Raw genomic sequence first — 13248 nt, 5'->3', positions numbered from 1 at the left:
CAGGAAGCGACCGTCGCGGACAATCACGCCGGCCACGACGAGGACGGGTGGTGCGTCACGCATCCCTCTGCATTTCGAGTTCCTGCATTTCCTTCTCCAGGTAGGCCAGGTCCGACATGATGTCCTCGGCCCGGGACTGCAGGGCCGAAAACTTCTGCCCGAGCTCCCGCGACAGGTTCTGGTCCTCGTAGGTTGCCGGGTCGGCCAGACGCGTCTCCAGTTCCTCCTGTTCGGACAGGTTGGATTCCAGCTCTGCCTCGAGCTTCTCGAACTTCTTCTTCAGGGGCCGCAATTGCTGGTAGATGCGGTTGCGAAGCTCCGCCTCCTCCCGCTTCTTCTGCTTCTGCTCCTGGCGCACGGCCTTGACGTCCTCGGGCTGGACGCGCTCTGCCTGGGCCTCCCGCTCCTTCTTGCGAGCGTGGTACTCGTCGAAACCGCAGTTGTGCACCTCGATGCCGTGGGGGGTGAGTTCCCAGATCTCGGTCACCACCTCCGACAGGAGATAGCGGTCGTGGGCCACCACGAGCATGGTGCCCGTGTAGGCCGAAAGCGCGTCCATGAGGGCCTCGCGGCTCTCCATGTCCAGGTGGTTGGTGGGTTCGTCGAGAATGAGGAAGTTGGCCCGGCTCAGGAACAGGGTGCTCAGCACCAGACGGTTCTTCTCGCCGCCGCTCAGCTCCTCGACCTTCTTCTCCCAGTAGCGCTCCCCGAGCATGAACAGGCCCAGGGCGCTCTTGAGCTGGAAGTCCGAGGCCTGGGGCGCGGCCAGGCGCCTGATCTCGGACATGACGGTGAAGGCCGGCCGCACGATGTCGGTCTGGTGCTGGCTGAAATAGCCCGTCACGATGCTCGACCCCGTGACGATCCGTCCTCCCGTGGGCTGGAGCTGGCCGTTGATGAGCTTGATGAGGGTCGACTTGCCGCGGCCGTTGGGCCCGACCAGGCCGATGCGCTGGCCGCGGTAGATGTTGAAGTTCAGGTCGGAGAAGAGCGGCGCGTCGGGGAAGGAGAAGGACAGGTTCACGGCCGAGAGCACGGTCTGGTTGCCACGCTCGGGCTCGGGCCAGGAAAAAGACAAGCTGCGGCTCCTGACCTCGGGGGTCAGGGTCTCCAGCTCGCTCTGCAGCTTGCTGATCTGCCCCATGCGGCTCTGGGCCTGTCGGGCCTTGGTGGCCTTGGCCTTGAATCGGTCCACGAAGGCCTGCTTGCGGCCGATCTCGGTGCGCAGCTTCTCGGCCTGGCGGCGGGCCTGTTCACTGCGCTCGGCGCTCCACTCCAGGAACTGCGAAAAATTGCCGTCGCGCAGCACGGGCTTCTCCCCGCCCAGGAAAAGCACCTTGTTGGCGCAGCGGTCCAGGAAATATCGGTCGTGGGCCACGAAGACGAGGACGCCGGGAAAGCCCAGGACATACGATTCGAGCCACTCCACGGCTTCCAGGTCGAGATGGTTGGTCGGCTCGTCGAGGAAGAGGATGTCGGCCCCTGCCACCAGCACGCGGGCCAGCTTGGCCCGTTCACGCCAGCCGCCGCTCAGCTCGCCCACGGGCCGCGGGAATGCGGCCTGCGAAAAGCCCAGGCCTGACAGGATGGCGTGGGCGCGGTGCTCCGGGTTGTACCCGTACTGGTGCTCCAGCTCCTCCTGGCGCCGGTGCAGGCGCACCAGGGCCGCGTCGTCGCCGGCGTCCAGGGCGGCGCGCCACTCGCGCCAGAACTCGCTCCAGGACGGCAGGACCTCCAGCACGAAGTCGTGCAGGGTCTTGGACAGGTCGGCCCCGCCCAGCTCCTGCTGCACGAAGCCTATCTGGGAGCCCTTGGGGACGGTCACCTTGCCCGAATCCGGCGAGATGTCGCCGGCCATGATCTTGAGCAGCGTGGACTTGCCGCACCCGTTGGGTCCGACAAGGGCGAGGCGCGTCCCGGCATGGACCTCCATTGACAGGCCCTGGAAGAGGTCGACGCCGGAATAGGCCTTGGAAACGGCTTGAACTGTGATTTTGGACATTGGTCTGATGCGGTTGGCGGTTGTGCAAGGTCACGGCATGACAACGCCATGGATTCCCGCGGAAGCGGGAACCCATGGACGCGGGCCGCCCTCGTCGTCATGGAGCGGCGACTTTCCGGCCGCTCCGGCGGGGCACTCCGGCTGATCCCCGGCCCGGCCTACTCCGTCTCGAAGAAGATGGACATCTGGGTCATGAGCGAGGTCACGGACTTGTTGAACATGTCCTCGGAGAACTCCGTGGCCACGAACTTGGTCTGCAGCATGAGGAACTCCTCCTGCTCCTCGCCCAGGGGCGGCGTGATGGTCAGGGACGCGCCCAGCAGGTCGCCGTTGATGGTCAGGAGGTCCATGAGATCCTCCTTGGTGACTTCCTCGATGGAGCCAAGGGACAGGGACACCGTCACCGTGGGCACGTCGAGGGTGCCCTGGTTGGATTCCAGGGACAGGAAGCCGCTGGCGTCCTCGCCCAGCTCGAAGCCCCACAGGGCGCCGTCCTCGGCCGGTTCGGAAATGGGTTCGAATTCCGTGGCCACCTTGCGCAGCACCGTCTCCATATCCTTGGCGAACTTGATCATATCCATAATGCCTCACCTCCTGGGGTGACTGTGTGATGCCGGCCCTCACGCGGCCAGCAGAAAATGCGTACCCATGCGCCATCCGCGCTCCGCGAGTTCCCTGGCGATGCGCGCCCCGGCTCCACGGTTGCCGACGTACGACAGCAGGAACTCCCCGTCCGGCGCCCCCAGGTCGTGCCAGGAACAGACCGGGCGGCCGCTGGCGGTCTGGCCGATCTTGTCCGGATCGACCTCGAGCCAGCGCTCGATGTCCACGCCGTGCTCTTCGAGCATCAGCGCGCGCCGTCTGGTCACGCGGCCTCCGCCCACGACCGAGACCCGGTCGACGCCGCGGGCCCTGAGCCATCCGGCCAGGTAGCCCGACTTGACGCGGTGGAAGGCGTCGGGGTCGTAGCGCGGGTCGTTGCGGGTCAGGCGGGTCGGCGGGTCGTTCCAGACCAGCACGTCCTCGGGCACCTTGTCCATGCGCACGCCCGCGTCCATCCAGCGCAGCAGAAATTCGTAGTCTTCGGGAAACGGGCCGTCATAAAACGCGCCGTGGCGGCTGACAAGCTCTTTGCGGAACATGACGCTGGGGTTGGCCAGGGGCGATTCGACGAAGCGGTGCAGGCGGATGTCCTCCTCCGCGACCAGGGTGTTGGTCCAGTCCACGTAGGCCTTGTAGCCGCGCCCGGCCTCCGGGTCCCCGCCGAAGCGCACCCGCCCGCCCACGAGGCCGATGTGCGGGTGGCGGTCCAGGTGCGCCTTCTGCAGGGCCAGGCGGTCCGGCAGGCAGACATCGTCGGCGTCCATGCGCGCCACGTATTCCCCGCGGCACTGTTCGAGCCCGAAATTCATGGCCTGCACCACCCCGCCGTGGGGGCGGTCGAAGACGCGCACGCGGTCGTCCAGGCCGGCAAAGGCCCGCAGCACGTCGAGGGTGGCGTCCGAGGAGCCGTCGTTCACGGCCACGAGCTCGAAGTCCCGCCAGCTCTGGCCCAGCAGGCTCTCCATGCAACGGGTCAGGCCCGCCTCGGCGTTGAAGCACGGCAGCACCACGGAGATCATTGCGCGCCCCCGTACGGGAGCACGCGGCAGAACGCCGGACACAAGACGATCATCGACGACACTCTCCCCTCCCCGCCGGTCTTGACAGCACCCGAGGCGCTGACCGAAGCAGGACGCACCCGGAACCGATTCCAGAACAAAACGATGAACACCCTCAACCTGCAGACGGACACCACCATGCCCTCGACCCGCCCGTTGGCGGAAGCGCCCGATGAGGGCCTCGCCGACGCCCTCCTCGACTGGTTCTCGCGCCACCGCCGCGACCTGCCCTGGCGACGCACCTACGAGCCCTACCATGTCTGGGTTTCGGAGATCATGCTCCAGCAGACCCAGATGGAGCGGGGCGTGGCCTACTTCGCGCGCTGGATGGAGCGATTCCCCGACGTGGCGTCCCTGGCCGAGGCCCACGAGGACGAGGTCATGAAGCACTGGGAGGGCCTGGGCTACTACTCCCGCGCGCGCAACCTGCACAAGGCGGCGCGCGAGGTCCACGAGCGCCTCGGCGGTCGCCTGCCCGACACGGTGGAGGGCCTGCAGTCCCTGCCGGGGGTGGGCCCCTACACGGCCCGGGCCGTGGCCAGCATCGCCTTCGGCCGCGACGTCTGCGTCATCGACGCCAATGTCGAGCGGGTCGCCAGCCGCCTGTACGATATCAACGTCCCCGTCAAGTCCCGGCAGGCCAGGGCGGAGATCGAACGCCGCTGCGCCGCCCTGCTGCCCCCCGGACGGGCCCGGGACTTCAACCAGGCCATGATGGAGCTGGGCAGCCTGGTCTGCTCGCCCCGCAACCCGGCCTGCGTCGCCTGCCCCCTGGCCGGATGGTGCCGGGCCAGGGCCCTCGGCGTGCAGGAGGACAGGCCGGTCACGGCGGTGCCCCCCGAGCCCGTCTACCTGACCATGGCCACGGGCGTGCTCGTCCACGACGGGCTCGTCCTGGCCCAGAAACGGATGCCCGACGACATCTGGGCCAACCTGTGGGAATTCCCCGGCGGCATCGTCGAGGACGGCGAAAGCCCCCAGCAGGCCGTCATCCGAGAATATCTGGAGGAGACGGGCCTGGCCGTCAACCACCCCGAACCCATCGGCTCGTTCAGGCATTCCTTCACGAGGTACCGAGTGACCCTGTACGCCTACGCCGTGACCCTGCTCTCGGACCCTGCCGAGATTGAACTGCGCGCCGCACAGGAACACCGCTGGGCCACATGGTCGCAGATCAGGGCCCTGGCCTTCCCGGCCGGACACCGCAAGCTCGTCAGGCACCTCGACGCGGACGTGAAGTTTCTGGCGGGGGTGCGGCCGTGATCACCTTCCTGCTCCTCGCCCTGGTCGGCTTCGTCGGCATCGTCACCCTCCTGACCTACACCCTCTACTGCTACGAGGAAACGAACCAGTCGGGAAGACCGCTGGCGCCCTTCCTGGCCATGGCCGGGCGGACGGCCTTGCGCAGCGTGGCCAGCGAACTGGTCATCGTCGCCCTGCATCCCCTGGGCCTGTGGCCGGGCCTGTGGTCCAGGCCCACCCCGGGCAGTTCGCTGGTCGTCCTGGTCCACGGGCTCTTCCACAACCCGGGGGCCTGGATTCTGTTCCGGCGCCGACTGCACGCCCAAGGCTTCGGCACGGCCTGCTTCCGCTACGCCAGCTGGGGCTCGCGGTGGGAGGAGACCGTAGCCGACCTCACGACATACCTGGCGAAAATTCTGGAAGAAAACCCCGACCGGCCGGTGCACCTCGTCGGCCACAGCCTGGGCGGCCTGCTGCTGCGCTGCGCCCTGGCCCAGTCGCCCGACCCGCGCATCCGCACGCTGGTCACCCTCGGCACGCCCTACGGAGGCAGCAAGCTCTCCCCATTCGCCCTTTCATCCCTGGGGCGCTACCTGACCTACAGGGGCGAAACCGTGATGCGGGTCGCCACCCTGCCGACCCCGGCCGACGTGCGTTGCCTGGCCCTCTATTCCCCGGCCGACAACATGGTCCTGCCCAATTCCGCCCTGCGCTGCGGGCTGCAGGGCTGGGATGAGCGGCAGACGCGGCCCGTGAGCCACGTGGCCATGCTGCACTCACGCGACGTGTTCGATAAGGCGCTGGAATGGGTGCGGCGCCCGGCCTGATTCAGTCCGTCGGCGCCTGGCGCGCGAGCAGGCCCACGAACGTGTCCGCCGGGACCGGGGGCGAGAACAGGTAGCCCTGCCCTAACTGGCACCCCAGGGATTTGAGCAGGTCGAACTGGCCGGTGTTCTCCATGCCCTCGGCCAGGGGCGTGATGCCGAGGCTGTCGGCGATGCCGAGCATGGCACGCACCAGGGCCAGGGATGACTCGTCGGGCAGGTTCTTGACGAAGGCCCGGTCGATCTTGAGCACGTCGAAATGCAGGGACCGCACGTAGGACAGGGACGAGTACCCCGTCCCGAAATCGTCCAGCGCCGTGGACACCCCGAGACCGCGCAGGGAATCGAGGATCGTCCGGGCCTGCTCGATGTTCTCCATGTAGACCGTCTCCGTGACCTCGAGGGTCAGGCGCACCGCCGGCAGGCCGCTTGCGCCCAGGATCCTGCGCACCTCCGACAGCAGGTTGCCGCGCTGGAAATGGCGGGCCGAGATGTTGCACGAGACGCGCAGGTCGCCGTGCCCCTCGTCGCTCCAGAACCGCGCCTGTCGGCAGGCCTGGGAGAGCACGACGAGGTCGATGTCGGTGATGAGGTTCGTCTGTTCAGCCACCGGAATGAACGCCGCCGGCGGAATCAGCGTCCCGTCGGGTTTGCGCCAGCGCGCCAGGGCCTCGGCCCCGACGATGCGGCCGCTCTCCAGGTCGATGATGGGCTGATAGAAGGCCTCGATCTCCCCCGCGTCCAGGGCCAGGCGCAATTCCCGCTCGATCTCCATGCGCTGCTGCACGTGCAGGGTCAGCTCCGGGGAGTGGAACTGGAACATGCTCTTTCCCGCCGATTTGGAATGATACATGGCCAGGTCCGCGCACCGCACCAGTTGCCCGGCCGTCTCCCCGTCCCGGGGGAAGACGGCGATGCCGACGCTCACGCCGAGATGAATCTCCGAGTCTTCGAGATGGAAGGGCTTGCTCAGGGTTTCGATGAGGCGCCTGGCCAGGTCGGCCCAGTCTTCCTCCCCGGCGCCCACGGCCGAAACGATGATGAACTCGTCGCCGCCGAGCCTGCCGACCATTTCCGAGGTGGTCAGCACCGAGGCCAGGCGCTGTCCGACCTCCATGAGCACCACGTCGCCGGCGGCGTGGCCCCAGGAGTCGTTGACGATCTTGAAGTCGTCGAGGTCCAGGAGCAGCACGGCCAGGCTGCCGGAATGGGGGCGCAGGCTCTCCAGGGTCCTCGAGAGGCGGTCCAGTGCGCAGAGCCGGTTCGGCAACCCCGTCAGGGCGTCGGTATAGGCCAGTTCCTGCAGTTTGGCCTCGGCGCGGCGCATGTCGGTGATGTCGAGGAAGAAGGCGATGGACTGCTTCGTGCGCGGGATGAGGGCCACGGTGACGCGAACGAAATGCATGCCCCCGGAAGCGTCGACAAGGCGGGCTTCGTAGGAGCGCGGGGCCGAGTCCTCGCTCTCGCGGCGCCGGACGTGGTAGTTCAGCATGCGCCGGGCGTCCTCCTCCACGAAGAAGCGCATCCAGGACGGGTGCGCGGCAACGTCTTCCTCCGTGGCCCCGACCAGATGGAGGAACTCCGTGTTGGCCACGGCGATGGTCGTGTCGTCGTTGATCAGGATGCCGGGCGTCCCGGTGTTCATGAAGATGGCTCGGTAACGGGCCTCGGACTGTTCCAGCAGCCGCCGCGTCTGCTCCATCTCCCGGATGTCCAGAAACGTCTCCAGAAGGTACTCCTCGTCGCTGCGCGTCACGGTGGTGGCGGACTTGAGGATGTCGATGCGCTCCCCGCCGCGGCCGATCAGCACCCGCCGGGAGTTGTCGCAGACCTGCCCCAGGTCGATGACCGGGCATTTTCCCGATTCCGTCGGGCAGACGAACTTGTGGCAGGACCTTCCGAGCACCTCCTCCTCGGTCTTGCCGAGAAGTTCGCAGGCGTAACGGTTGGCGATGACGATGACCTTGTCCCGTTTGCGGATGAGCATCACGCCGACCTTCAGGACGGCCAGTACTTCGGCCAGGAAGCGCTCGTTCTCGCGCACGGACCGGAAGGCCGCGTCCGTGATCATGCTCAGCTGGTCGATCTCGTCGCAACTGGCGTCCAGGGCGCAGATCTGCGCGTCCGGGGCGTCCCGCACCAAACGAGAACGCAGGTCCGCGAGTCGGGAAAGAATGCTCTTGTCGAGGAAGAAGAGACCGGCGAAAAAGCCGACGACCCCGAAAAAGATGACCACGGCCAGGCTGTTTCTCATGGCCGAACTTACATACACCGCGAGTTCCCGCGGGGCGTTGGCGATGATGGCGATGGGTTCGCCGCCGGCGGCGTCGGGGATCAGCAGGCCGCTCCAGATTCTCGTCCGCTCCGGAACAACCACGGCCTTGTCGAAGGCTTCCGCAGCCCCGTGCAGCGGACGCATGGCCTCGGGCAGGGCCCTCTCGGAGGCGACCATGAGGCCCAGATCGAGCTCCGTGCGGCGCTTCAGTTCGAGCATGTACGGCGTGTCGATCTCCTGGATCATCCACAGCCAGCCCCTGGACGGCCCGCTCTCTTGAGAGGTGAGGACGGTTTTGCTCCCGGCTATCCAGAGCTTCCCGTCGATCTGCGCCACGGCGGTGCCTCCGCCAGATCCACGCCCAGCGGCTTCCATCCGGACCGCCTCCTGCACGTATCTGATGAGGCCCGGCACGGGAGCGCCGAATTCACCGTTCTCGGAGTCCTTGAAGGACGCGTGCAGAATCTCCCCGGAAACGGAAACGAAGATCATGGCATTCAGCCGCTGGTTGCGGAAAACGTCAGGGGTGACGTTGCTGGCCACGTACTCTTCCGTCGGCTCGTGCATGAAGGCGTAGGTGTCGTCCCACCACGCCCAGTCCTTGAGCAGGGCGTCGATCCTGTTCATGTCCTGCTGCAGGGCGTTGCGGGCGCGACGCGCGTTGGCCGCGGCCAGTTCCCGCTCGAAACCGTCGACGCGGTCGGAAATGATGAGTCCGGCCATGAGCACGCAGGCGAGCCCCATGGCCGTGAAAATGGCGGTCAGGACGATGGTCGTGCGGATGCGCAGGCTGGCGAACGGACTGTAGGACATATGTATGACAATAGTTTCAACGTGCCGAACGGGCAACGAAAAATCTCGAACCGCCGAATTTTCCGGCCGCCTGGGATGATACCCGCACAGCCTATGCACGCCGGGCGTTGCGCTGTCAAATGCCTGAAACGACAGACTGCGCGTCCGGAAGGAGAACATGGAAAATTTTGCGCGCAGCGGTATTTGTGGTACACCGAAACCGCCATTCGTGGCATGCTCGCCCAAAAGGGAGACCGCAATGAACCCACCCTCCAGACTCGACGCCATCGTGCTGGCCATGTCCGATCCCGCTTTCTACCCCCACGAGGTGTCAGGGATCGAAATCAGGCAGACGCACATTTCCTCGGTCCTCCTGACCGGACAGTGGGCCTACAAGCTGAAGAAACCCAAAAACCTCGGTTTTCTGGACTTCCGCGACCTCGGGGAACGCAGGCGTTTCTGCCTACGCGAGGCCGAACTCAACAGCCGCCTGAGCACCGGCGTCTATGCCGGTGTGGTCGACATCCACGAGGACGACGGCAGGCTGTCCTTCGGGCCCGGGGGACGCGTCGTCGAGTACGCGGTGAAGATGCGGCAGTTGCCCGAAGAGGCGAACCTGGCGCACCTCCTGGAATCGGGGACGTTCAATGACGACCGGCTGGAGGACCTCGGCCGGGTCCTGGCGGCCTTCCACGCCGGAGCCCTGCGCAGTCCGGACATCGACGGCTTCGGCGACCCGGAACTCATCCGCTTCAACATGGAGGAGAACTTCGAGCAGATCGGTCCATATGTCCCCGGTCTACTGGACGCGGACAAATGGGAGTTCATCCGGCAGGTCAGCCGCGCGTTCTGGCAGGACCACCAGGACCTCTTCCGGCACCGCGTGCGCAGCGGTAGGATCAGGGACGGCCACGGGGACCTGCGCGCTGACCACGTCTACCTTCACGAAGGCATTCAGATCATCGACTGCATCGAGTTCAACGACCGCTTCCGGTACGGCGACACGGCCCTGGACCTGGCCTTCCTGAAGATGGACCTGGATCGCCTGGGGTTCGCGGAGGCCGCCCGCAGCCTCGTCGCGTTCTACGCCCGGGCGGCGTCCGACCCCGAGGTCTACGCGCTGCTGGATTTCTACGCCGCATACCGCGCCCTGGTCAGGCTCAAGGTCTCCTGCATGTCCATGGACCAGGCGGACGAGGATCGACGCGCCCTCCTGCAAAGCGACAGCCGAGCCTACCTGGATCTGGCCTTCCGCTACGCCCTGTCCTTCGGACGGCCGACGCTGTGGGTCTTCTGCGGCCTTCCATCCTCCGGCAAATCGACCCTGGCCGAACGGACCGCGGCGGCGCTGTTCATGCCCCTCTTCTCCTCTGACGCCGTCCGCAAGGAGGACGGGGAGATGCCTGGCGCATCGGTGGTTCCCATCGACGCCGGCCCGTACCGCCCCCTGCTGCGCGGCCGCATCTACGCCCGACTCCTCAACCTGGCTATGGAGCGGCTCCGGAACGGGTCGTCCGTGGTCCTGGACGCCACCTTTTCCGAATCCAGATGGCGCCGGTCCGCTATCCAACTGGCCGACGACCTCAAGACGGACATCGTCTTCGCGCATTGCGTCTGTTCCACCGCAACCCTCAAGCGCCGACTGGCCATGCGCGACACGTCTCCGGGCGCATCCGACGCCCGGCTGTTCCATCTGGACGAAATGCAGAAGCGCTACGAAGGGTTCGACTCACACCCCGAAGATACATACCTACGTATCGATACGGATGAAACGGTAGAATCCTGCCTCCATATTCTGCTTTCCAGGGCCCACGCCCTGAAAACAATTCAGGCCGAGCGCATCGCCGGCCGGCTTCGCTGACAGGGACGAAGCGAATATGCGCCTGAAAATATACGAAAGACGACATGTCATCCCGCCGGTCGCGGTATGGTCCCAGGGTCTGGCCACCGCCGTGCAAGCGGCGGGACATGGCGTTGAATATCCTGTATTTTCAATCAAATAGAAATTTTTAAAAATATGCTCGTCATTGGCGGGCATTTTGCTTTATAGGTGGGCCGCTTCGTCTTTCACGACATTTTTACAGATCACATATCAACCTGAGGAGTCGAGAATGAGAAAATGCACATTGGTACTGTTGATGTTCCTGGCCCTGTCTGTCGCCACCGGCGCCATGGCGGCCCAGAACCTGGTCAAGAAGGTCGACAACTTCATCATCCTGGTCGACCGTTCCGGTTCCATGGATGAGAAGTACGTAGACACCAAGGACAAGAAGATCGTCCTGGCCAAGGCCCTCCTGGAGCGCATGAACGCCATGATCCCCGAACTGGGCTACAACGGCGGCCTGAACACCGCCGCCCCGGCCGGCGAAATCCAGGCCCTGGCCCCGTTCACCGTCGCTTCCTACGGCGCCTCCGTTGCCAAGGTCCCGACCCTCATCGGTGCCAACCCCACCCCCCTGGGCGTCGGCCTCAAGGCCCTTGAGCCCGCCCTGCAGGGCGCTTCCGGCCGCAACGCCGTCATCATCCTGTCCGACGGCCAGGAAAACGCCGGCGAAGGCTCCCTGAAGGTCGCCGCAGCCATGGCCGAAAAATACAACGTCTGCTTCCACACCATCAGCTTCGCCGACACCGTGAGCGGCAACCAGAAGCTGCTGGACGACATCACCGCCCTGAAGTCCTGCGGCGTCGCCACTTCCGCCGCCCAGCTGGCCGATGACGCCGCCATGAAGCAGTTCGTCAAGGCCGTGTTCTATGACGAGGCCGTCGCTTCCGACCCCTGCGCCCTGGACGACGACGCCGACGGCGTCGACAACTGCAAGGACACCTGCCCCGGCACCGCCGCCGGCCTGGCCGTCGACGCCTCCGGCTGCCCGATCCCCATGGTCGTGAAGCTGAAGGTCAACTTCGACTTCGACAAGTCCGACATCAAGCCCCAGTACCACCAGGAACTGGCCGACTTCGCCACCTTCATGAAGCAGTACCCCGGCGTGTCCGTCGAGATCGACGGCCACACCGACTCCAAGGGCACCGACGAATACAACCAGAAGCTGTCCCAGCGCCGCGCCAACAGCGTGCGTGAGTACCTGGTCAAGAAGCTCGGCATGGACGGCTCCAAGCTCACCGCCGTGGGCTTCGGCGAGTCCAAGCCCGTGGCCAGCAACGACACCGACGCCGGCCGCGCCGAAAACCGCCGCATCGAGGCCGTGCTGAAGGGCGTCTACAAGAAGAAGTAATCCGACTTCACATGACGGAAAAAGAGGCGGCTGCCGCAACGGGGGCCGCCTTTTTTGTCGCCTGGCGGATGGCTGGCCGGGACCGGCTGAATCGGCTTCGCCGGGCAACCGCGCCGCCGGGCCGGGAATTTCGCCCGGCCATCGACCGTCAATGCCTCGGGACCGGAACCGGGCTGAATGCGTACGCGCAAGACGGCCGGTGGACCTCTCGTCCTTGAAATTCCCGACTGTCTCGACTACGTGTGCATAGTACCGCATATCAAGCAGTTGGAGTCATCTTGCTTACCGATCTCCTGCAATACGTTTTCGGCGGCCTTACGAGCGGGGCCATTTACGCCCTCATCGCCCTGGGCTTCTGCGTTGTCAGCAACACCATGGGCATCGTCAACTTCATCCAGGTGGACTTCGTTACCCTGGGCGGCATGTTCATGTTCTCGGCCCTCTTCGCCCTGGGCCTGCCCACGGTCCCGGCCCTGGGCCTGGCCGTGCTCCTGGTCGCCCTGGCGGCCATGCTCGTGGAGCGTTTCGGCCTGCGCCCGGCACGCTCGGACAACCACCTGGTCCTCATCTTCCTGACCGTGGGCCTGTCGATCATCGTGCGCGGCATCATCAAGCTGGTCTGGGGCAAGAACCGCATGGCCCTGCCGCCCCTGACCCCCGACGTGCCCGTGCAGATCCTGGGCGCCAGCGTCCTGCCCCAGGCCCTGTGGATCCTGGGCCTGACCGTGGTCGCCATCGCCGTGCTGACCTGGTTCTTCCACCGCACGCCCCTGGGCCTGTCCATGCGCGCCGTGGCCTCCAACCCCACGGCCGCGGCCGTGGTCGGCATCAGCACGGGGCGCATCCGCCTGACGAGCTACGCCATCGCCGGTGCCCTGGGCGGTCTGGCCGGGGTGCTGGTCACGCCCATCACGACCCTCAACTACGACGTGGGCGTGCTCCTGGGCCTCAAGGGCTTCGCCGCCGCCATCCTCGGCGGCTTCGGCTCCTTCCCGGGGGCCATTCTCGGCGGCCTGGGCCTGGGGCTCCTGGAGTCCCTCTCGGCCGGATACGTGTCCAGCGCCTACAAGGACGTGGTGGCCTTCGTGGTCCTGCTGCTGGTGCTCTTCGTCAGGCCCAAGGGGTTGCTGGGAAAATAGCGAACGTTCTTTTACGGTTATTTGGAAAAACGACGCACAGGCTCTCCCGCGAATGTTTGCGAAGAAATCCTCTGTGTTCC

Annotated in this window: 9 protein-coding genes; 5 read left to right on the top strand and 4 right to left on the bottom strand. The window is 65.9% G+C overall.

Going from position 1 to position 13248, the window contains the following annotated elements; genetic code table 11:
* Positions 1 to 55: 55 nt before the first annotated feature.
* From abc-f to ACZ5AC_RS05365, 3 genes are all read right to left on the bottom strand, one after another.
* The gene (gene abc-f, locus ACZ5AC_RS05375; RefSeq protein WP_464249925.1) at positions 56 to 2002 is read right to left on the bottom strand and encodes a ribosomal protection-like ABC-F family protein; all 1947 of its coding nucleotides are present in this window, start codon (positions 2000 to 2002) and stop codon (positions 56 to 58) included.
* A gap of 158 nt (positions 2003 to 2160) precedes the next feature.
* Entirely contained in the window at positions 2161 to 2583 is a 423-nt protein-coding gene (locus tag ACZ5AC_RS05370) for a hypothetical protein (RefSeq protein ID WP_464249924.1), read from the bottom strand.
* 39 nt (positions 2584 to 2622) lie between these two features.
* Positions 2623 to 3624: a glycosyltransferase family 2 protein gene (locus ACZ5AC_RS05365; RefSeq protein ID WP_464249923.1), complete on the bottom strand. Its 1002-nt coding sequence runs from the start codon at positions 3622 to 3624 to the stop codon at positions 2623 to 2625.
* A gap of 144 nt (positions 3625 to 3768) precedes the next feature.
* Here ACZ5AC_RS05365 and mutY point away from each other — a divergent pair, with 144 nt between their 5' ends.
* Entirely contained in the window at positions 3769 to 4926 is a 1158-nt protein-coding gene (gene mutY, locus ACZ5AC_RS05360) for an A/G-specific adenine glycosylase (RefSeq protein WP_464249922.1), read from the top strand.
* Positions 4923 to 5732 carry an esterase/lipase family protein gene (locus ACZ5AC_RS05355; RefSeq protein ID WP_464249921.1) on the top strand — a complete coding sequence of 270 codons (810 nt, stop codon included), beginning with the start codon at positions 4923 to 4925 and terminating at the stop codon, positions 5730 to 5732. Before mutY ends, ACZ5AC_RS05355 begins: the two co-directional genes overlap by 4 nt.
* Position 5733: 1 nt before the next feature.
* Here the strand turns inward: ACZ5AC_RS05355 and ACZ5AC_RS05350 are convergent, their stop codons facing one another.
* Complete coding sequence (locus ACZ5AC_RS05350; RefSeq protein WP_464249920.1) at positions 5734 to 8817, bottom strand: EAL domain-containing protein; 3084 nt, start codon at positions 8815 to 8817, stop codon at positions 5734 to 5736.
* 238 nt (positions 8818 to 9055) lie between these two features.
* Here ACZ5AC_RS05350 and ACZ5AC_RS05345 point away from each other — a divergent pair, with 238 nt between their 5' ends.
* From ACZ5AC_RS05345 to ACZ5AC_RS05335, 3 genes are all read left to right on the top strand, one after another.
* On the top strand, positions 9056 to 10657 hold the full coding sequence (locus ACZ5AC_RS05345; RefSeq protein WP_464249919.1) for a bifunctional aminoglycoside phosphotransferase/ATP-binding protein: 1602 nt from the start codon (positions 9056 to 9058) through the stop codon (positions 10655 to 10657).
* A gap of 250 nt (positions 10658 to 10907) precedes the next feature.
* Positions 10908 to 12029 (top strand): OmpA family protein, encoded by a 1122-nt coding sequence (locus ACZ5AC_RS05340; protein WP_464249918.1) that lies wholly within the window; start codon positions 10908 to 10910, stop codon positions 12027 to 12029.
* Positions 12030 to 12307: 278 nt separating this feature from the next.
* Positions 12308 to 13168 (top strand): branched-chain amino acid ABC transporter permease, encoded by an 861-nt coding sequence (locus ACZ5AC_RS05335; RefSeq protein ID WP_464249917.1) that lies wholly within the window; start codon positions 12308 to 12310, stop codon positions 13166 to 13168.
* Positions 13169 to 13248 lie beyond the last annotated feature (80 nt).

The sequence above is a fragment of the Desulfomicrobium aestuarii genome, from assembly GCF_055385525.1.
This window is presented reverse-complemented; position numbering and strand designations above follow the sequence as displayed.

Coding starts and splice junctions, on each gene's coding strand:
- abc-f (WP_464249925.1), bottom strand. CDS start 2,002: ATGTCCAAAATCACAGTTCAAGCCGTTTCCAAGGCCTATTCCGGCGTC.
- ACZ5AC_RS05370 (WP_464249924.1), bottom strand. CDS start 2,583: ATGGATATGATCAAGTTCGCCAAGGATATGGAGACGGTGCTGCGCAAG.
- ACZ5AC_RS05365 (WP_464249923.1), bottom strand. CDS start 3,624: ATGATCTCCGTGGTGCTGCCGTGCTTCAACGCCGAGGCGGGCCTGACC.
- mutY (WP_464249922.1), top strand. CDS start 3,769: ATGAACACCCTCAACCTGCAGACGGACACCACCATGCCCTCGACCCGC.
- ACZ5AC_RS05350 (WP_464249920.1), bottom strand. CDS start 8,817: ATGTCCTACAGTCCGTTCGCCAGCCTGCGCATCCGCACGACCATCGTC.
- ACZ5AC_RS05345 (WP_464249919.1), top strand. CDS start 9,056: ATGAACCCACCCTCCAGACTCGACGCCATCGTGCTGGCCATGTCCGAT.
- ACZ5AC_RS05340 (WP_464249918.1), top strand. CDS start 10,908: ATGAGAAAATGCACATTGGTACTGTTGATGTTCCTGGCCCTGTCTGTC.